This is a genomic window from endosymbiont of Bathymodiolus septemdierum str. Myojin knoll (assembly GCF_001547755.1).
Taxonomy (GTDB): Bacteria; Pseudomonadota; Gammaproteobacteria; order PS1; family Pseudothioglobaceae; genus Thiodubiliella.
In genome coordinates this window covers 924,881-944,629 of record NZ_AP013042.1, presented here as the reverse complement: position 1 = coordinate 944,629, position 19,749 = coordinate 924,881, and the positions used below count along the sequence as shown (strand labels likewise).

The following is a 19,749-nucleotide window of genomic DNA, read 5'->3' as shown; positions in this document are numbered from 1 at the left end:
TAGTGCCACCCAGTGGTTCCACGGCGATTTTTTGAAAGTGCTGTGGTGGTAAGGGTTGGCGTCAGATTTGCATTTTCTATCTTTGGATTAGGGTTTTGCCTCATGCGGTAAAGTCTAATAATTTTTGTATTGATTTTTTCGCCTGAATTGCCACCGATTCTTCAATAGTTATTTCGTGGGTTTTATTTTGAATAGCATTTAGGCAATTTTCTAAATCATTCATTGCCATCCATTCACAATGCGCACAGCTCTCACAGTCTGCTCCCACACCCATAGTCGGCGCTTCAATCAGGATTTTATTCGGTGCCACTTCACGCATTTTGTGAAAAATACCGTTATCAGTGGCAATAATAAAAGTTGATTCTTTTCTGTCTCTAACTGCATTAATGAGTGCTGTAGTTGAGCCTATTATATCTGCTAAATCTACGACTGCTTGCGGGGATTCTGGGTGCACCAAAACTGCCGCTTGAGGGTGTTTTTCTTTGAGTGTAAGCAGAGCATCTGCTTTAAAACGCTCATGTACCACGCAAGAACCTTGCCAGAGCAACATATCTGCACCTGTTTGATTTTGCACGAAATTACCTAAATGTTTGTCGGGCGCCCAAAGAATTTTCTCACCTTTTTCGTGTAAATGCTTTACCACTGTCAACGCACTACCTGAAGTGACTACCCAATCTGCCCGTGCTTTAACCGCAGCTGAAGTATTGGCGTAAACCACCACCGTTCTATCGGTATGTTGGTCGCAAAATTTAGAAAATTCGTCAATTGGACAATCTTCATCTAATGAACAAGTGGCTTTGTCGTCTAATACCAAAACGGTTTTTTCAGGGGATAGAATTTTAGCAGTTTCCCCCATAAACTTAACACCCGCAACGATAATAATGTCTGCATCACAGTTCTGTCCAAACCGTGCCATCTCCAAACTATCGGAAACTATACCGCCAGTTTCTTCCGCTAAGGTTTGCAATTCACCACTGACATAGTAGTGTGCTACTAATACAGCATTTTTATCCTTGAGTTTGGCCTTGATTTGGTCTTGGATTGACACTTTAGCTGTCTTTTTCGGGAAGGCTTACTTTAACGCTCAATTCTCTTAATACTTTGTTTGGCACAGCGGCAGGAGCAGAAGTCAATAAGCAGGCGGCAGTTTGAGTTTTAGGGAAGGCAATGACATCGCGGATAGAGTCACTGCCAGTCATAATCATCACCAGGCGGTCTAAGCCGAATGCCATACCGCCATGGGGTGGACAGCCGTACTCTAAAGCGTCAAGCAGGAAGCCGAATTTATCTTTGGCTTCTTCGTCGGAAATGCCCAGCAATTTTAATACCGTTTGTTGCATCTCTACCTGATGGATACGGATAGATCCACCACCAACTTCACTGCCATTAATGACTAAATCGTAGGCGCGAGATAGGGCGGTGGCTGCAGTGGCTTCCAAGGTTTTTGCATCGACGCTTGGCGCGGTGAAAGGGTGATGAATAGCACTTAAAGAACCGTCTTCGTTTTGGTCAAACATTGGGAAGTCAATCACCCAAATTGGCGCCCATTTACAAGTGTAAAGGTCTAAATCCTTGGCGATTTGCTCACGCAAGTTACCGAGTGCCTCGTTGACGATTTTGATTTTGTCAGCACCGAAGAAAATAATATCGCCCGTTTTAGCGTCGGTCATTTCGATGATTTGATTGGTGACATCGTCGCCTAAGAATTTCAAAATTGGCGAAGCAGGACCCTCTTCGTTCAGTTTGATATATGCCAAGCCTTTGGCGCCGTAAATACTGACATATTTGGTATATTTGTCGATATCTTTACGGCTGATGCTCGCACCACCTGGGATTTTAAGGGCGGCAACGCGAGAATCATCAGCACTGGCTGGACCTGAGAATACATTAAAATCCACACCTTTCATAATCTCGTTCACGCATACCAATTTCATCGGAATACGCATATCAGGACGGTCAACGCCGTAAGTGGACATTGCATCATTATAAGTGATGGTTGGGAATTTGTCACCAAGGTCAACCTCAATCACCTCTTTGAATAAACCGCGTGTCATTTCCTCCATCATAGACATAATTTCACCTTCACTCATAAACGAAGTTTCTACATCTAATTGGGTAAATTCTGGTTGGCGATCAGCGCGTAAATCTTCATCTCGGAAGCATTTAACGATTTGATAGTATCGCTCAAAACCCGACATCATTAACAACTGCTTAAATAATTGTGGTGATTGTGGTAGGGCAAAAAACTCACCCGGATAAGTACGCGAAGGCACTAAATAATCGCGCGCGCCCTCAGGTGTCGCCTTAGTTAAAAACGGCGTTTCAATATCCAAGAAATCATTGTTATCCATAAATTCGCGCATAAAATGCGTCACTTTTGAACGCAAACGCATCCGTTGTTGCATAACATTAGTGCGTAAATCCAAGTAACGATATTTGAGACGCACTTCTTCTGAGGTATCAACGGCATCAATCTGGAAAGGTACTGGTTTAGAAGTATTTAGAATTTCAATCTTATTGGCAACAATTTCAATCTCACCAGTATCAAGTTTTGGGTTAATTAAATTATCCGCCCTGGCAATGACTTCACCCGTGATTTTTAATACGAATTCATTGCGAATCGTTTCTGCTAACGCAAAATCATTATTGTCAGGATTAATCACCACTTGAACGATGCCGCGTTTATCACGCATATCCAAAAAAATAACACCGCCGTGGTCACGACGACGATTGGTCCAGCCACAAATCTCAACGCTTTGACCAATGTTCTCTTTGCGTAATTCACCGCAATAATCTGTTCTCATACTCATAGTTTTTTCCTTGTTATTTCGGCTTTACCACGCCAGTAGAAATAATTAATTTAAAGGCCTCATCGACATTCATATCCAACTCTATCACATCGTCTTTCGGCAACATAATAAAAAATCCAGAAGTCGGGTTTGGGGTTGTTGGGACATAAATATTGACGATTTCTTTGCCAATTTTTTTACTGACTTCACCTTGATAGTCCCCTGTTTGAAAAGCAATTGTCCACATACCTTTACGCGGATATTCGACCAACAATGCTTTTTTAAAACTATTGCCAGAAGGACTAAGCACCGTATCTGACAATTGTTTTAAAGCATTATAAATACCTCTAAAGCCAGGGATGTGATTTAAGAATTTATCCCAAAGTGCCAATAATTGACGCCCAATAAAATTATTCACCAGGGCACCTGTTATCAGCATAATGATTAATATTAGCATAATGCCTAAGCCTGGAATGTCGTGCGTAACATTCAATAATGATTTTGGTAAATATTGCACAGGAATAATATTATCAACAAATTGCAAGAAGAATTTGACAACAATAACGCTCAGAGCAAGCGGTATCCAAAATAATAGACCAGAGATAAAATAATTGCGTAAGCGCTTCATAAAGTTAAAAAAAGAATTTTAAGGCGTTATTTTAGCATTTATTTAATATATTCTTCATCACGAATTGTTAGAATTTCATAACCGTCTTTGGTTACTAAAATCGTATGCTCCCATTGCGCTGAAAGCGAACGGTCTTTGGTTGTTACCGTCCATCCATCTTTTTGTGAAGTTGTAACTTCCCATTTTCCTAAATTTACCATCGGTTCAATAGTAAATGACATTCCTGCCTCTAAGATTTGGCTATTTTTAATGCCGCCATCGTCATAATGCACCACCTGTGGCTCAGTGTGGAACAAACGACCAATCCCATGTCCACAATAATCACGCACGATTGCGCAATTATTTTTAATTGCATGTGCACCAATCGCCTTACCAATCTCGCCAAGATGAATACCTGGTTTGACTTTTTTAATGCCAATATATAAGCATTCTTGTGCAATGCGACAAATACGCTGTGCTTTAATGCTAGACTTTCCAATGATAAACATTTTAGAAGTGTCACCATGATAGCCATCTTTAATTACGGTAATGTCAATATTAACAATATCACCTTTTTTGAGTTTTTTATCACCTGGGATGCCGTGACAGACAACATTGTTAACACTGGTGCAAATTGACTTTGGAAATCCATGGTAATTTAATGGGGCAGGAATAGTGCCTTGTACATTGACCATAAAATTGTGACAAATTTTGTCCAATTCATCTGTAGTAACATCTGCTTTCACATACGGTGCGATCATGTCCAACACATCGGCAGCCAAACGCCCGGCAACGCGCATTTTTGTTATTTCATCCGCAGATTTAATATCAATTGACACAGTTTATTTATTTTGAATTCTGTTAATGCGTTCTTTAAGTGGTGGGTGAGTGGCAAACAACTCTCCACCAATACCAAACATCATCGCATGTGCGTATTCTTTAGAGGAAGGGTTTTCCATTTTGCTTGATTTTCCCCCATTTTCTAACACCTCAAAAGCTTGCACTAGACCCTGAGGATAACGGGTAAATTGTACCGCGCTGGCATCGGCTAGATATTCTCGTTGCCGACTCATGGCTGCTTGCAGAATGCGACCAAGCCACACAGTAAGCGCACCAATAATACCGATAACGGTAGCCACTGCAAACATAATCAGTTTTGCACGCCCATCCATTCTGCGATTATAAGCAGCTTGATAAAATACAAATCTGGCTAAGAAGAATAGAGCGGTAAAGCCAAATACAAAGGCAGATATTTGAATATTGAGTTTAATATCTTGGTTGACAATATGCCCAATTTCATGGGCAATAACGCCCGATAATTCATTTCTATTGAAGTTATCCATTGCGCCTTGGGTGATTGCGACAATGGCATCGTCGCTTTTTTTACCAGCGGCAAAAGCGTTAATACCCTGTTCTGGAATAAGATATAGACTTGGCGTTGGAATGCTGGCAGCCAGCGCCTGTTCAGTAACAATATTCAGCGCTTGTTTTTGTTCTAATGTTTCAGCACTGTCTTCATTGATTAAAATACCGCCAAAGGCGAGTGCCACTTTATGTCCGTTTGATTTTTTCATAAAACCAAATACCGTGGTTAGCCCTTGAACGATAAAAGCGATGGCAGAAATGCCTAGTAAAGTCGTGATTTGTTTAGCGTTAAAGGCGTAACGATTGCTGGCTAAAAACTTATCTAAAAAACCATATTTTTCATAGCCAGGCTGATAAAGTTCTGCTAAATTTAAGCCGACAAGCAAAGTCCAGCCGATTAAAAACGAAGAAACCAACAATAATAAAATATATAAAAACCAAATAATTCGGCTATTTTTTTTAGCGCGATCTTGATGCTCTCTGAAGTCCATTCTTTATTTAAACAAATCTTTCGGTGCTTCATTGAGTTGCTCAATGTTTTCACTAAACTCTAAGTTTTGTGCATCATTACCAAAGCCAAACAAACCTGCAAAAACAACATTAGGAAATGATTTTTTATATTCGTTAAATTTTTGCACTAAATCGTTATATCCTTGTCGTGCTGCTGCAATTCTGTTTTCTGTGCTGGTCATTTCTTCACTCAGTTGCATCATATTGTCGCTGGCTTTTAATTCGGGATAGTCTTCCATTTTTAAATTAAACCCACCCATTGCACTTTCCATAGCAACTTGTGAAGTGGCTAAATTTGCCATTACGCCAGTATCACCAGGGTTGCCTTCAGCGGCTTGCGTGGCTTGTAAAAGCCCCGACCTAGCCTGAGTAACTGCCATTAGCGTTTCTTTTTCATGTTCCATGTATTTTTTAGCGGCATCAACCAAATTGCCAATTAAATCTAAGCGGCGTTTGAGTTGCACTGAAATTTGCTCAAAACCATTTTGGTATTGCGTTTTATAAGAAACTAAGTTGTTGTAAATTTTAACAACCCAAATAACCGCAACCACGATAATAGCAATTGCCAACCAATTTTGTGTAATGAATTCCATATGTATATCTCGTCATTATAAAAAGTAATATTATAGCATAATTTTTTTGTTTTCCGCTAATACTAAGGCTATATCCTTTTTATCAATAGGGCAATTGAACGCCAATGAAATGGCTTGCAATTGCAAATTTTCTGGATAATTTTTTGGGGCATTGCCATACATTCTATCGCCGATAATCGCAAAGCCAAATGCACTCAAGTGTTTGCGAATTTGATGCTTTCTACCAGTTTCAATTTCCACTTTTAGCAACGACCTGCCATCTGATTTTTCTAATAATGAAACATGACTCAACGCCGTTTTCCCGTCAATTTTGTCGTCAATACTAACTGTTTTATTTGGAAATTCGCCATTCACAATTGCTAAATATACCTTGTTAATTTGGCGTTTTGCAAAAAGCTTGGAGAACGCTGCCGCCATTTTTTTATTATGTGCAATCACCATTATTCCACTGGTTGCACGGTCTAACCGATGCACGAGAAAACTATCACGATGGGTTATTTTTTCCACCAGTCGCGTCAGTGCACAATGGTCACCCCATTTTGACCCTTGTGCAAATACGCCTGCAGGTTTAAACCACACACTATATGTTTGTTTATCTAGCAACAACTCAGGTTTTGTTGGAATAGAGGAAAGAATATTTTCGTTAAAATAGAGAAAAACTTCACTGCCTTTTTTTAACGGCTTTTTCACCCGACGCACCCGATTGATTTTTTTTCCTGTTTTTAACCACACGCAACCCTTATCCAATGCTGATTTCAGCACTTGTTTGGACAAATCTGTATGATTTGACAATGCGTCAATGAGCGATATGTTCTCATCTTTGATAATAATTTTCTTTTCAATGACATTCATAAACTAAAATAATACTATGAAAAATGCACACACAAAATTTTTATTTAAAGAATTGGATATTCGTGGGCAGCACTTGTCCATTAATAGCGCTTGGCAAGCGATGATTAAAGACCGTGGTTATTCCGAGCAAATTAGACAATTGTTTGGCGAAATGAGTGCTTTGGCATTGATGCTTGCTAGTGGTATGAAGCATACGGGTAAATTCACCTTGCAATCACAAGGTGATGGTATGGTTGATTTGCTACTCGTTGAGGTAACGCATGATTTAAAAATTCGTGGCATGGTGCGTGCAGGCACTGATATAACGCCCAAGCAAACCCTGTCTGAAATTCTTGGTAACGGGCAAATCGTTGCCACCTTATATAATGCTCAAACCGATAGCAATTTTCAATCCTTGGTTGCTATTAATGAGCGGGGCTTACTACCAACCTTTGAGGATTATTTTACCCAATCAGAGCAATTGCCATCTAAATTGTGGGTCAGTTCTACCAAGGAAAACCTATCCGCAATGTTGATTCAAAAAATGCCAGAATCCACAAGTAACGATCCCGAAGGCTGGCATCGAGTCAAGATATTAGCGGATACGGTAACAGATAAAGAATTATGCGAATTAGCCATTGAACCTTTACTTTATCGTCTTTTTCACCAAGAAACAATCGAACACTTTGCGTCAACTGCTATTAACTACGAATGTCAAAACGACAAACAACGCTTTGAAAAAGTTATCCTAAGTCTTGGCGAGCAAGAAGCTAGGATACTGCTCAAAGAACGCAATGAAATTGCCATTTACAACGAAATTTGCAATCAGCATTTATTTTTTAATGAAGGCGATGTTGATAGATTATTTTCCACATAAAAGTACATTTGTAGTAAAAAAACAAATATTTGTCTCTTTTTTACAAAAAAGTGTTGACATTAGAAAGCAAGTTGTTATAATTGCGTCATCTACTGCAATCTCGTGGCAGATATTTTTTATACAACTTAGGAAACTAAAATGAAAAAATTAATGATCGCAGCAGTTGCTGCAACAATGGCATCAGCTTCTCAGGCTGATATTTCAATCAAAGGTGACGCATATATCCAGTATGCTGATAATGCAATTGGCAGGACAGCAGCTTCTGCTGATACGACTGCTAACCGTAAGCGTGTCAACTTAAACATCACTGGTAAATCTGGTGCTACTACAGTTGTTATTAGTCTTAGAAATGATGACAACAATAACACAGGTGCTGTTGGAGGTACTGGCGCTTCTGGTGGTACTATTAAAACGCATCAATTCTATATGACTACTAAAGTCGGTCCTGTGAATGTTAAAGTGGGTGACTTTTATGGTACAATTGGCTTAGGTGCAACTTCTAAAGGCGCTTCTAAGAAAGATGCCTTAGTATTGTCAACTAAATTTGGCGCTACTAAAGTAGGTCTTTATACTCATGATAATTCTAATGCTGCAGGTTCTACTAATGTTTTTGCTTCTACCAAAATTTCAGGTGCAACGGTTAAAGTGCAGCATAATCCTAATAGTGAAGCGGGTTGGACTAACTTAATGGCTAAAGGTACTTTTGGTGGTATTTTAGTTGCCGCTGAAAAATTAAGCGCTAAAGCCGCTAATTCAGACACAACTTTAATCCACATCGGTGGTAAAGCAAGCGGCGTTAAATGGGATGTTGCTCACCTTAAGAACGGTACAGCTATCAATGATGGCAACGCAAAGTTTGCCCCATTAGGCTCTATGCTTGTTGGTACGGGTGCTCGTGGTGGTACATCAACAGCAGTGGCTAACTCTAATGATTTCTCTAAAATCACAGGTCTTGCTGTTAGCACTAAAGTAGCAGGTAACACAATCAAGGCTATTTTTACTAGCCTGAAGACTGCTTCAACTGGTGCCTCTCCTACTGGTGTATTGGAAGACACAGTAAAGGGTGCAGAGTTAATCTTAACGCGTGCTATGTCTGGCGGTAAGTTAACGGTTAACTTGGGTAAGCTTAGTGGCTCTACTAACACTGACGCTAACGCAACTAACAAAGGTCTTAGATTTGATGTTAAATTCTAATCTTAGTTGTTAGAAGTTTGATTTAAGACTTCGGTTTTAAGTCTCACTTAAAAACCCCAGCTTTGGCTGGGGTTTTTTTTTGCCCTAAAGAAAGGAAGTTTAAAATATGACTTGCTTATAATGATTAGGGTATAATCAATTTAGGGGGTAAATAGCGCTAAAGTAGTTGAGGCTTTTGCAATACAAAGGTTTTGCTATTTTAGTAATTTTTTACATAAAATCAAAGGTAATACAATGAAAAAATTAATGATCGCAGCAGTTGCTGCAACAATGGCATCAGCTTCTATGGCTGATATTTCAATCAAAGGTGACGCATATATCCAGTATGCTGATAATGCAATTGGCAGGACAGCAGCTTCTGCTGATACGACTGCTAACCGTAAGCGTATCAACTTAGATATCACTGGTAAATCTGGTGCTACTACAGTTGTTATTAGTCTTAGAAATGATGACAACAATAACACAGGTGCTGTTGAAGGTACTGGCGCTTCTGGCGGCACTATTAAAACGCACCAATTCTATATGACTACTAAAGTCGGTCCTGTGAATGTTAAAGCGGGTGACTTCTACTATACTTATGGTTTGGGTGCATGGTCTAAAGGTGGTTCTAATAAAGACGCATTAGACATCTCAACTGAGTTTGGCAATACGACAGTAGGTATTTTTACTGCTGATAACTCTTTGTCAGCTGGGACAACTGAGGTTTATGCTGCTACTAAAATTAAAGGCTTTGATGTGACAATAGATCACAATCCTAATTCTGAAGAGGGTTATACGGATTTTTCTGTTAAAGGCACGGTCAATGGTATTTTAGTTGCCGCTGAAAAGTTAAGCGCTAAAGTCGCTAATTCAGACACAACTTTAATTCACATCGGTGGTAAAGCAAGCGGTATTAAATGGGATGTTGCTCACCTTAAGAACGGTACAGCTATCAATGATGGCAACGCAAAGTTTGCCCCATTAGGCTCTATGCTTGTTGGTACAGCTGCTCGTGGTGGTACATCAATAGCAGTGGCTAACTCTAATGATTTCTCTAAAATCACAGGTCTTGCTGTTAGCACTAAAGTAGCAGGTAACACAATCAAGGCTATTTTTACTAGCCTGAAGACTGCTTCAACTGGCACTTCTCCTACTACTGTTGTCAACGACACGGTAAATGGTGCAGAGTTAATCTTAACACGCGCTATGTCTGGCGGTAAGTTAACGGTTAACTTGGGCAACCTTAGTGGATCTACTAACACTGACGCTAACACAACTAATAAAGGTCTTAGATTTGATGTTAAATTCTAATCTTAGTTGTTAGAAGTTTGATTTAAGACTTCGGTTTTAAGTCTCACTTAAAAACCCCAGCTTTGGCTGGGGTTTTTTTTGCCTTAAAGAAAGAAGGGCGCCGTGCATAATTCAAATATCTTAATAAGTGTCTTAAGGTATTTTCAACCGTTGTTTGGAAGATGAGTATTACAACTTATAAGCCCGGCGTATAAGTTGTACGCCGGGCTTATAAGCTGTTAATATAGACAAATAAAAAAACCCCTGCATAGCAAGGGTTGGAGAGTGGTTGAATATATGGTGCGCCCTTCAGGATTCGAACCTGAGGCCTACGGCTTAGAAGGCCGTTGCTCTATCCAGCTGAGCTAAGGGCGCAAATTGATACTTTTAGAAGTTATGTAATTTATTATTACATTTAAAGAGTCTCTGAAAAGCTTAATAAAAATGGTCGGAGTGGAGGGATTTGAACCCCCGACCACCTGGTCCCAAACCAGGTACGCTGCCAAACTGCGCTACACTCCGAAAAAACGATAATTATACTGTGTTAAAGGGGGTAATGTTTGATTTATTTTTCAAAATAAGTGTTATGTTTTTTTAGTTCTTCTTTGTTAGCAAGGACGACCTTAATTTGAGCGCGATTAGAAGACACTTTTGAAATTGAAAGTCTTTCATTTTCTGTGTTATGTGCTTCGCCAAATAGGTGAAATTGCCCGCCTGTCATTGCCAAATAAACTTGTGCCAAGATTTTTGCATCTAACAACGCACCATGGACTGTTCGTTCACTGGCATCAATCTCAAAGCGACGGCATAGCGTATCAAGGTTGTGCATACCCCCAGGGCGCTGCTCTTTGGACAACTCTAAAGAGTCAATGATAGTACAACTGTCTTCAATGCGCTGCTCAGAACCCATTAACATTAATTCATGATTGAGAAACCCAAGGTCAAAAGGTGCATTGTGAATCACCAAAGTAGCACCCTCAATATATTCTAAAAATTCTTCGGCAATTTCTTCAAATCTGGGTTTTCCTTTTAAAAAAGCGTCTTTAATGCCGTGAATTCGTTCAGAATCCCCCACCATGCGGCCTGGATTAATATACTGATGATACTCATTGTCTTTGGTGATTTCCCTGTTAACAATTTCCGTGCAACCGATTTCAATGATACGATGTCCTTCACTGGGTTCAATACCTGTGGTTTCCGTATCTAAAACAATGTACCTTTCCATGTGCAATTCTCGTGTAAAATTACTTCATTTTATCGTATTTGAAGTTGGAAGGTTAAACCATGGCAAGAGTAACTGTTGAAGAATGTTTGGATTTTGTAGAAAATCGTTTTGAATTAGTATTGGTCGCAGCTAAGCGTGCACATCAATTAAGTTCTGGCGGGCATCGATCTACTTTAGACACGGGCAAGGATAAGCCAACCGTTGTTGCATTAAGAGAAATTGAAGCGGGTTTGATAAATGCATCCATCTTAACCGAAGCGAATGCTTTAGAAACAGAATTGTCCGCCCAAGAGAAAAAAGCCGATAGCGAAAAGATGGCAGAAGTTGAAGCAGAATTATCGCAGACAGCGGTTGATAAAGTTGCTGATGAAATGACAGAGGTAACAGACGCATAACTTTTTTTATTTTTTCTCATTCAAAAATGACGCATTTGCGTCATTTTTTTGTTTTAAAATAAAAATTATGTATCCAATTGCTAAATCCGACAGAAGACCTTTAATTAATGAGGCTAAATATCTTGCAATGTATCAAGATTCTATTGAGAATTCTGATGAGTTTTGGGCGTTGCAAGCTAAGGAATTTTTGGATTGGGATAAGGACTGGGCGACTATCTCCAATGTGGATTACAACATCGGTTTGATTGAGTGGTTTAAGGGCGGTGAGTTAAATGTAGCGTACAACTGTATTGACCGTCATTTGCCACAACGAGCCAATCAGACCGCAATTATTTGGGAGGGTGACAACCCAAAAGACAGTCAAAAAGTGACTTACCAGGCATTGCATGACGAAGTAGCAAAATTGGCGAATGGCTTGAAAAAACTCGGCGTTAAAAAGGGCGATAGAGTCTGTATTTATATGCCGATGATTTTGCAAGCAAGTTATGCAATGTTGGCATGCGCAAGAATTGGTGCAATTCACTCTGTGGTTTTCGCTGGCTTTTCGCCCGAGGCGTTAAAAGACAGAATTTTGGATTCACAGTGTAAGGTTGTGATTACTGCCGATGAAGGCATGCGAGGCGGTAGGGCAACAGCGCTTAAAACCAATGTTGATAAAGCAATTGAATTTTGTGATTGCGTTGAGGCAGTCATCGTAGTGCAAAATACCAAGGGCAATGTGGATTGGGGTAAGCGCGATGTTTGGTATCATGATTTAGTCGCTGAAGTTTCTACTAACTGCCCGTGTGAGTCATTCGATGCAGAAACCCCGTTATTCATCCTTTACACCTCGGGCTCCACTGGCAAGCCAAAAGGCGTTTTGCATACCACAGGTGGTTATTTGCTTTATGCTGCCATCACGCATAAATATGTTTTTGATTATCAAGACGGCGATATTTATTGGTGTACTGCCGATGTTGGCTGGGTTACAGGGCATTCTTATATTGTCTATGGTCCGCTCGCAAACGGCGCAACTACATTGATGTTTGAAGGTATTCCGACTTATCCAGATGCGGCGCGTTTTTGGCAGGTTATTGACAAACATCAGGTTAATGCATTTTATACCGCGCCAACTGCTATTCGTGCACTCATGGGTGCAGGTGATGATTTCGTTGCAAAAACCGAGCGTTCAAGTTTGCGCATTCTTGGTACTGTTGGTGAGCCAATCAATCCTGAGGCGTGGGAATGGTACTACCATAAAATCGGTAATGGTAATTGTCCAATCGTTGATACTTGGTGGCAAACTGAAACAGGTGGGCATATGATTACCCCACTGCCGTATGCCACTGCCTTAAAGCCAGGCTCTGCCAGTAAGCCATTCTTCGGCATTGAACCGCAAGTGGTCAATGAATTAGGCCAAGTATTAAAAGGTGAAGCGGAAGGTATCTTGGTTTTAGCCCGCTCATGGCCTGGACAAATGCGTGGACTTTATAATAATCATGAACGCTTTATGGAAGCCTATTTCTCTACTTTCAAAGGTAAATATTTTGCCGGTGATGGTGTTCGTCGTGATGCAGACGGTTACTATTGGATTACCGGCAGAGTTGATGATGTCCTCAACATTTCTGGACACCGACTCGGTACTGCAGAAATAGAATCCGCCTTGGTGCTACACAAAAATGTCTCTGAATCCGCTGTCGTCGGCTACCCCCACGATATCAAAGGTCAGGCTATTTACGCCTATGTTTCCCTCATTAATGGTATAGAGCCAAGCGATGCGTTAAAAGTCGAATTGGTTAAATTAGTTCGCAGTGAAATCGGACCAATTGCCACCGTCGATAAAATCCAATTTGCCAATCGACTGCCAAAAACCCGCAGTGGCAAAATAATGCGTCGTATTTTAAGAAAAATTTCCGAAGGTGATTATGGTAACTTAGGTGACACTTCAACGCTAGCAGAGCCAGAGGTGGTAGATGATTTGATTGAGAATAGAATATAAAAATGGTATCATATTTTAAAATATGGTATCATTTAAATATATGAATAATAAGCATAGGAAAACACTTGATAGATTATTAACAAAACCAGCGTTAAAGAATATTAAATTTAGTGATATTGATAATTTATTGATTGCTATTGGATTAGTAAGAAGCGAAGGTAGTGGTTCAAGGATTGTGTTTAGATTTGGTGATGCGTTTATTGTTTTACATAAGCCACATCCGAATAACGAAGTTAAAACCTATGTGATAAAACAGTTACAAAATTTTTTGAAAGATATTGGAGTTAAATAATGGAATACAAGGGTTATAAGGCACAAGTAAACTTTAGCGAAGAGGACCAAATATTTTGGGGTGAAGTGATTAATATCGGCAAGAATAAAATCCTTTTTGAAAGTGATAACGCCAAAAAAATTTATGATGAATTTAAAGCATCTGTTGACTTTTATCTCGAAACTTGCAAGAAAAATAATAATCAGGTTGTTAAACCAGCATCTGGAAAATTCTCTCTGCGTATAGACCCAAAAGAACATGCGCAATTAACGCAAGTTGCCCGACAGCGTAAAATGAGCGTTAATGCTTTAGTGCGTAACTTTATTACAGATAGACTAAGGTCTTATCAGTAGAAAATTAAAGTTAATTCTTTAACCAAATTGCCACTTGTTTAGCATAGTAAGTCAAAACCGCATCTGCACCAGCTCGCTTAAAAGACAGTAGCGTTTCAAGTACGACTTTTTCTTCATTAATCCAACCATTTTGTGCCGTCGCTTTAAGCATAGAATATTCTCCACTGACATGGTAGGCAAAAGTTGGCATGCCGAAAGTTTGCTTAATACGATAGACGATATCAAGATAGGGCAAGCCAGGCTTTATCATTACCATATCGGCACCTTCATCAATGTCTAGACTGACTTCGCGGATAGCTTCGTCGGCGTTGGCGGGGTCCATTTGGTAGGTTTCTTTACTGGATGTGCCTAAATTTTTGGCGGAGCCGACGGCGTCGCGGAAAGGACCGTAGTAACTAGAGGCATATTTGGCGGCGTAAGCAAGAATGTTGGTATGAATGAAATTGTTTTCTTCTAAGGCCTCACGGATGGCGCCAATACGACCATCCATCATATCACTTGGGGCAACGATGTCAGCACCTGCTTGCGCATGAGAAAGCGCTTGTTTGACGAGAACCTTGGTGGTTTCATCATTGAGCACATAGCCTTTATCGTTAATTAAACCATCTTGTCCATGGGTGGTAAATGGGTCGAGAGCGACATCGGTGATGACGGCTAATTCTGGATATTTTTTCTTTAAAGCACGGACGGCGCGTTGTGCCAAACCGTCTTTATTGTAAGCCTCTTCGGCAGTTAATGACTTTTTATCCTCGCTGACGACGGGGAAAAGTGCCACAGCGCAAATACCTAAGGTGACAATTTCGCCCGCTTCAATTAGTAATTGGTCAATACTCAGACGCTCTACGGCTGGCATAGAATCAATATTTTCGCGTTTATTTTCCCCTTCTATAACGAAAATCGGCAGGATTAAATCCTCGACAGTCAGTATGTTTTCACGCATTAATTTACGGGTATATGCGTGTTTTCTCATACGACGCGGTCTATGGGTTAAAATTGTCATAATTATAAAAATTCATTTCATTTAATAAGGCAATTATACAACAATGACAACTGCAAGCAAAACCTTAAACAAAATGTCCAATGTGGACGCCTCTTTTATTAAGCCATTACCAAATTCAACGAAAACTTATGTTGAGGGGTCGCGTGCTGATATTCAAGTACCAATGCGTAAAATTACGCTAACGGATACCATTGGTGAATTGGCTGAAAAAAATGACCCAATTTATGTGTATGATACTTCGGGTGTGTATACCGACCCTAAGGTAGAAATCAACCTGCGTAAGGGATTGGGTAGCGTTCGTTCGGCTTGGATTGAAGAACGAAATGATACCGAATTACTGGACGGACTGAGTTCAAACTTTTCCAGTGAACGCCGTAACAACGGTGATTTGGATGAATTGCGTTTTGAGCATTTACAAGCACCTCGTCGAGCAAAAGCGGGCAAAAATGTAACGCAAATGCATTACGCACGCCAGGGTATTATCACTCCAGAGATGGAATATATTGCCATTCGTGAGAATTGTAAATGGCAAGATTACAAAGATAAAATTGGACAACATAAAGGGGAATCGTTCGGTGCCAGCATTTCAAAGATGATTACCCCTGAGTTTGTACGCGATGAAGTGGCACGAGGTCGTGCGGTGATACCTGCGAATATCAATCATCCTGAAAGCGAGCCGATGATTATTGGTCGTAACTTTATGGTCAAAATTAACGGCAATATCGGTAATTCAGCCTTAGGATCAAGTATCGACGAAGAAGTGGATAAAATGGTGTGGGGTATTCGTTGGGGTGCTGATACAATTATGGATTTATCCACGGGAAAAAATATTCATGAAACGCGTGAGTGGATTATTCGTAATTCACCTGTTCCGATTGGCACTGTGCCGATTTATCAAGCATTAGAAAAAGTCAATGGTATTGCTGAAGATTTAACTTGGGCGGTGTTCCGAGACACTTTAATCGAGCAAGCCGAACAAGGTGTGGATTATTTTACCATTCACGCAGGTGTACGCTTGCAACATGTGCCATTGACGATTAATAGGGTGACGGGCATCGTTTCTCGTGGTGGCTCCATTATGGCAAAATGGTGTTTGGCACATCACACTGAGAGTTTCATCTATACGCATTTTGAAGAAATTTGTGCCATCATGAAAGCCTACGACATCACTTTCTCGCTTGGTGATGGGTTGCGTCCAGGCTGTATTGCCGATGCCAACGATGCTGCGCAATTCGGCGAGTTAGAAACACTGGGTGAATTGACAAAAATCGCCTGGAAGCATGATGTGCAGACTTTTATTGAAGGTCCAGGTCATGTGCCAATGCAGATGATTAAAGAGAATATGGAGAAGCAACTGGACGAATGTGGTGAGGCGCCATTCTATACCTTGGGTCCATTGACGACTGACATTGCACCGGGATACGACCACATTACTTCTGCCATTGGTGCAGCGCAAATCGGTTGGTATGGTTGTGCAATGTTATGTTATGTAACCCCAAAAGAACACCTCGGGCTGCCTAATCAAGACGATGTTAAACAAGGTATTATTGCCTACAAAATCGCCGCTCATGCGGCTGACCTTGCCAAAGGACATCCGGGGGCACAAATTCGTGATAACGCCCTATCCAAAGCGCGCTTTGAATTTAGATGGGAAGACCAGTTTAATTTAGGGCTAGATCCAGATACAGCAAGAAAATACCACGATGAAACCCTGCCAAAACAAGCGGCAAAGACTTCACATTTCTGCTCAATGTGTGGGCCAAAATTCTGCTCAATGAAGATTACGCAAGAAATTAAAACTATGGATGCGGAAGAGCTTGCCAAGATTGATGCAGTTGTTCGGCTGGGCATGGATAAAAAATCAGACGAATTCTTACAAAATGATAGTGAGATTTATTTAAAGAACACATAATTGAGGTTACCATGAGAAAACTGACTTTATTTTCAATACTGTGTTTTTCTAGTCTGATTTTTGCGGGCGTGCATCCTTCTAAGCCTTGGGTTGAAATCAACTATCCGCAAGACAAAGAAAAACGCTGGTGGGATGATGCATGGTGGAAAGAAGGGCGATTATCTGTGCCGCAGAATTATCAAGTTTCTATGCAAGGAGTGACTTATATGGACGGTGATGTTGAGGTTGAGGCTTATTTATTTAAGCCGACAAAACCCGGTAAATATTTACCAATTTTGTTTCAGCATGGTCGTCGTGGTTTAGATTCTTGGACATTGCCGAGGATTAAACGCTTGGCAGCCCGTGGTTTTATTGTGTTAGCCCCGAATATGTTTGGCACTTATCTCAAACCACCATTTCCAAATAAACACACACCTGCTTACGACCATCATGTAGCAAAAGGCATTGATATCCTGCTGGAACGCGATGATATTATCGGTAATAAAGTCTGCACAGTTGCACATACTCGTGGCGGTTACATGACGCTAAAAGCCTTAGTAACACATAAAAAACAAGAAGATAAGGTAGCGTGTTATGTTGGCTATTATCCACATTGGCAAGACCCTGATGGTTCAGAAGTTGAGCAAGTTTATCAATATGCGCCAGAAATTGATAAACTCAAAGTGCCAACTTTGGTATTTATCGGTGAATACGAACAATATCAAAGACTGCGCCCGATTTTCTTAGCAACCAAAGTGTTGAAAGAAAAAGGTGTCGATGTTGAATTAATTGTCTACCCAGGTGTTGGCAGAGGTTTTGATTTCCGTCCAGAGCATGTGCGAACTTTTGCCGATGATTTAGCTGCCAAAGATGCCAATCAGAGGACGGCAGATTTTGTCAGAAAACATTTACAGTAGGTTAGTCTGTTACAGCACCTTCAGAGGCTGATTTCGCCAATTTTGCAAACTTAGCCAGCACACCTTTGGTGTAGTTCGGTTTCGGCTGTGTCCACTTAGATAAGCGTTCATCAATCACACTTTGCGCAACCAATAATTCTAATTTGTTGTTTTCTGCATCGATGAGAATTCCATCGCCATCTTCTACGATTGCTAGCACACCACCTTTAAAGGCTTCTGGAGTGATGTGACCCACCACAAATCCGTGGGTGCCACCTGAGAAGCGACCATCGGTAATTAAGGCAACTTCGCCACCTAAGCCTTTACCCATCACGGCGGAAGTCGGGGCAAGCATTTCACGCATACCTGGGCCACCAGCGGGACCTTCATAGCGGATAACAATGACATCGCCTGATTTAATTTCGTCGTTGAGAACAGCGGATAACGCCTCTTCTTCACGGCCGAAGCATTTGGCGGTGCCCTGAAAACTTAAGCCTTCTTTGCCCGTGATTTTTGCCACTGCACCTTCTTCTGCAAGGTTACCTCGTAGGATGCGTAAGTGTGAATCCTTTTTGATTGGATTGTCTAAGGCTCTGATAATTTCTTGTGAATCTGCATAAGGTTTTACATTTTTTAAGTTTTCAGCCATGGTGTGACCTGTTACCGTGATACAGTCACCGTGTAACAAACCTGCGTCTAATAACATCTTCATCAATGGCAGGGTGCCACCGATTTTAACCAACTCACTCATCATATATTTTCCTGATGGTTTAAGGTCAGCGATAACAGGGACATTTTTACCGATACGAGTGAAATCATCTATATTTAAATCAACCCCAGCGGCGTAAGCCATGGCAATTAAGTGTAGCACCGCATTGGTAGAGCCACCAAGGGCAATAATAACGGTAATCGCATTTTCAAATGCTTTCATTGTCATAATATCATTCGGCTTAATGTCTTTTTCTAATAAATTAAGAACAGCTTCACCTGCACGCACACAGTCATTGTTTTTTTCATCTGAAATGGCATCTTGCGCTGAAGAATTTGGCAAACTCATACCCAATGCTTCAATTGCACTCGCCATAGTATTTGCCGTGTACATACCACCACAAGAGCCCGGACCAGGAATGGCCGTCTTTTCAATATTCTCCAATTCAATCGCATCAATCGTATTGTTGGCAAATTGTCCAACTGCCTCAAACACGCTAACCACATCGGTATGACCTTTACCTGGCTGAATGGTGCCACCGTAAACAAAAATACCTGGACGATTAAGCCGAGCAAGACCGATAATGCAACCAGGCATATTTTTGTCGCAACCACCAATGGCAACAACGCCATCAAAACCTTGACAACCAACAACCGTCTCAATGGAATCTGCAATCACTTCACGAGAAACCAAGGAATATTTCATACCTTCTGAGCCCATAGAAATACCGTCTGAAATGGTAATGGTATTAAAAATAACCCCTTTACCACCCGCACTATTGACGCCTTTTTCCGCTTCATCGGCTAATTTATTGATGTGCATGTTACACGGTGTAACCATCGACCAAGTAGAAGCAATACCGACTTGCGGCTTTTTAAAGTCCTCCTTTTTGAAACCAACAGGGTAAAGCATTGCGCGACTGGGTGCGCGTTCGTAACCATCAACGACTTGTGAGGAATATTTCCTTGAACTTGAGGACATAATATATTTGTATGA

The 19,749-nt window shown here is 40.7% G+C and carries 19 protein-coding genes and 2 tRNA genes; 9 read left to right on the top strand and 12 right to left on the bottom strand.

All coding sequences use genetic code 11. The annotated features are described in order from the left end of the window. Nucleotides 1-100: 100 nt before the first annotated feature. The 7 genes from nadA to BSEPE_RS05020 are packed head-to-tail and all read right to left on the bottom strand — an operon-like array spanning nucleotide 101 to nucleotide 6,716. Nucleotides 101-1,048, bottom strand: coding sequence for a quinolinate synthase NadA (nadA, locus tag BSEPE_RS05050; RefSeq protein ID WP_066044741.1), 948 nt, complete (start codon nucleotides 1,046-1,048; stop codon nucleotides 101-103). A 1-nt stretch (nucleotide 1,049) separates the two neighbouring features. Further along, nucleotides 1,050-2,804 carry an aspartate--tRNA ligase gene (gene aspS / locus BSEPE_RS05045; protein ID WP_066046117.1) on the bottom strand — a complete coding sequence of 585 codons (1,755 nt, stop codon included), beginning with the start codon at nucleotides 2,802-2,804 and terminating at the stop codon, nucleotides 1,050-1,052. A 19-nt stretch (nucleotides 2,805-2,823) separates the two neighbouring features. Further along, nucleotides 2,824-3,417, bottom strand: a complete 594-nt coding sequence (locus BSEPE_RS05040) for a DUF502 domain-containing protein (protein ID WP_066044736.1) — start codon at nucleotides 3,415-3,417, stop codon at nucleotides 2,824-2,826. 38 nt (nucleotides 3,418-3,455) lie between these two features. Next, the gene (map, locus tag BSEPE_RS05035) at nucleotides 3,456-4,235 is read right to left on the bottom strand and encodes a type I methionyl aminopeptidase (protein ID WP_066044733.1); all 780 of its coding nucleotides are present in this window, start codon (nucleotides 4,233-4,235) and stop codon (nucleotides 3,456-3,458) included. Nucleotides 4,236-4,238: 3 nt separating this feature from the next. Beyond that, nucleotides 4,239-5,252 (bottom strand): M48 family metalloprotease, encoded by a 1,014-nt coding sequence (locus BSEPE_RS05030; RefSeq protein ID WP_066044730.1) that lies wholly within the window; start codon nucleotides 5,250-5,252, stop codon nucleotides 4,239-4,241. A gap of 3 nt (nucleotides 5,253-5,255) precedes the next feature. Then, entirely contained in the window at nucleotides 5,256-5,864 is a 609-nt protein-coding gene (locus BSEPE_RS05025) for a LemA family protein (RefSeq protein ID WP_066044728.1), read from the bottom strand. Between the two features lie 30 nt (nucleotides 5,865-5,894). After that, on the bottom strand, nucleotides 5,895-6,716 hold the full coding sequence (locus BSEPE_RS05020; RefSeq protein WP_066044725.1) for an RluA family pseudouridine synthase: 822 nt from the start codon (nucleotides 6,714-6,716) through the stop codon (nucleotides 5,895-5,897). Between the two features lie 16 nt (nucleotides 6,717-6,732). Between BSEPE_RS05020 and hslO the strand changes: the two genes are divergently transcribed. The 3 genes from hslO to BSEPE_RS05005 all read left to right on the top strand — a co-directional run bounded on the left by hslO (nucleotide 6,733) and on the right by BSEPE_RS05005 (nucleotide 10,056). Beyond that, nucleotides 6,733-7,572, top strand: a complete 840-nt coding sequence (gene hslO, locus BSEPE_RS05015) for an Hsp33 family molecular chaperone HslO (RefSeq protein ID WP_066044723.1) — start codon at nucleotides 6,733-6,735, stop codon at nucleotides 7,570-7,572. 138 nt (nucleotides 7,573-7,710) lie between these two features. Next, the gene (locus tag BSEPE_RS05010) at nucleotides 7,711-8,766 is read left to right on the top strand and encodes a hypothetical protein (protein ID WP_066044721.1); all 1,056 of its coding nucleotides are present in this window, start codon (nucleotides 7,711-7,713) and stop codon (nucleotides 8,764-8,766) included. A gap of 234 nt (nucleotides 8,767-9,000) precedes the next feature. Further along, nucleotides 9,001-10,056, top strand: a complete 1,056-nt coding sequence (locus BSEPE_RS05005) for a hypothetical protein (RefSeq protein WP_066044719.1) — start codon at nucleotides 9,001-9,003, stop codon at nucleotides 10,054-10,056. A 277-nt stretch (nucleotides 10,057-10,333) separates the two neighbouring features. Here the strand turns inward: BSEPE_RS05005 and BSEPE_RS05000 are convergent. The 3 genes from BSEPE_RS05000 to dnaQ all read right to left on the bottom strand — a co-directional run bounded on the left by BSEPE_RS05000 (nucleotide 10,334) and on the right by dnaQ (nucleotide 11,260). Beyond that, nucleotides 10,334-10,410: transfer RNA gene (locus BSEPE_RS05000), tRNA-Arg, on the bottom strand. A gap of 70 nt (nucleotides 10,411-10,480) precedes the next feature. Then, nucleotides 10,481-10,557 (bottom strand) — tRNA-Pro (locus tag BSEPE_RS04995). A 43-nt stretch (nucleotides 10,558-10,600) separates the two neighbouring features. Further along, nucleotides 10,601-11,260: a DNA polymerase III subunit epsilon gene (gene dnaQ, locus BSEPE_RS04990; RefSeq protein ID WP_066044716.1), complete on the bottom strand. Its 660-nt coding sequence runs from the start codon at nucleotides 11,258-11,260 to the stop codon at nucleotides 10,601-10,603. A 59-nt stretch (nucleotides 11,261-11,319) separates the two neighbouring features. Here dnaQ and rpoZ point away from each other — a divergent pair, with 59 nt between their 5' ends. From rpoZ to BSEPE_RS04970, 4 genes are all read left to right on the top strand, one after another. After that, the gene (rpoZ, locus tag BSEPE_RS04985) at nucleotides 11,320-11,655 is read left to right on the top strand and encodes a DNA-directed RNA polymerase subunit omega (RefSeq protein ID WP_066044713.1); all 336 of its coding nucleotides are present in this window, start codon (nucleotides 11,320-11,322) and stop codon (nucleotides 11,653-11,655) included. Nucleotides 11,656-11,722: 67 nt separating this feature from the next. Beyond that, the gene (gene acs / locus BSEPE_RS04980) at nucleotides 11,723-13,633 is read left to right on the top strand and encodes an acetate--CoA ligase (protein WP_173636495.1); all 1,911 of its coding nucleotides are present in this window, start codon (nucleotides 11,723-11,725) and stop codon (nucleotides 13,631-13,633) included. Between the two features lie 40 nt (nucleotides 13,634-13,673). Next, a complete protein-coding gene (locus BSEPE_RS04975; RefSeq protein ID WP_070104588.1) occupies nucleotides 13,674-13,925 on the top strand; it encodes a type II toxin-antitoxin system HicA family toxin in 252 nt (83 codons plus the stop codon). Continuing rightward, nucleotides 13,925-14,257: a type II toxin-antitoxin system HicB family antitoxin gene (locus BSEPE_RS04970; protein ID WP_066044707.1), complete on the top strand. Its 333-nt coding sequence runs from the start codon at nucleotides 13,925-13,927 to the stop codon at nucleotides 14,255-14,257. Before BSEPE_RS04975 ends, BSEPE_RS04970 begins: the two co-directional genes overlap by 1 nt. Before the next feature lie 10 nt (nucleotides 14,258-14,267). Here the strand turns inward: BSEPE_RS04970 and hemB are convergent, their stop codons facing one another. Then, nucleotides 14,268-15,257, bottom strand: coding sequence for a porphobilinogen synthase (gene hemB, locus BSEPE_RS04965; RefSeq protein WP_066044705.1), 990 nt, complete (start codon nucleotides 15,255-15,257; stop codon nucleotides 14,268-14,270). Nucleotides 15,258-15,300: 43 nt separating this feature from the next. Between hemB and thiC the strand changes: the two genes are divergently transcribed. After that, nucleotides 15,301-17,169, top strand: coding sequence for a phosphomethylpyrimidine synthase ThiC (gene thiC / locus BSEPE_RS04960; RefSeq protein WP_066044702.1), 1,869 nt, complete (start codon nucleotides 15,301-15,303; stop codon nucleotides 17,167-17,169). A gap of 11 nt (nucleotides 17,170-17,180) precedes the next feature. Further along, nucleotides 17,181-18,065: a dienelactone hydrolase family protein gene (locus BSEPE_RS04955; RefSeq protein WP_066044700.1), complete on the top strand. Its 885-nt coding sequence runs from the start codon at nucleotides 17,181-17,183 to the stop codon at nucleotides 18,063-18,065. 1 nt (nucleotide 18,066) lies between these two features. On the opposite strand, the gene ilvD is transcribed toward BSEPE_RS04955, so the two are convergent. Next, entirely contained in the window at nucleotides 18,067-19,734 is a 1,668-nt protein-coding gene (gene ilvD, locus BSEPE_RS04950; RefSeq protein WP_066044698.1) for a dihydroxy-acid dehydratase, read from the bottom strand. Nucleotides 19,735-19,749 lie beyond the last annotated feature (15 nt).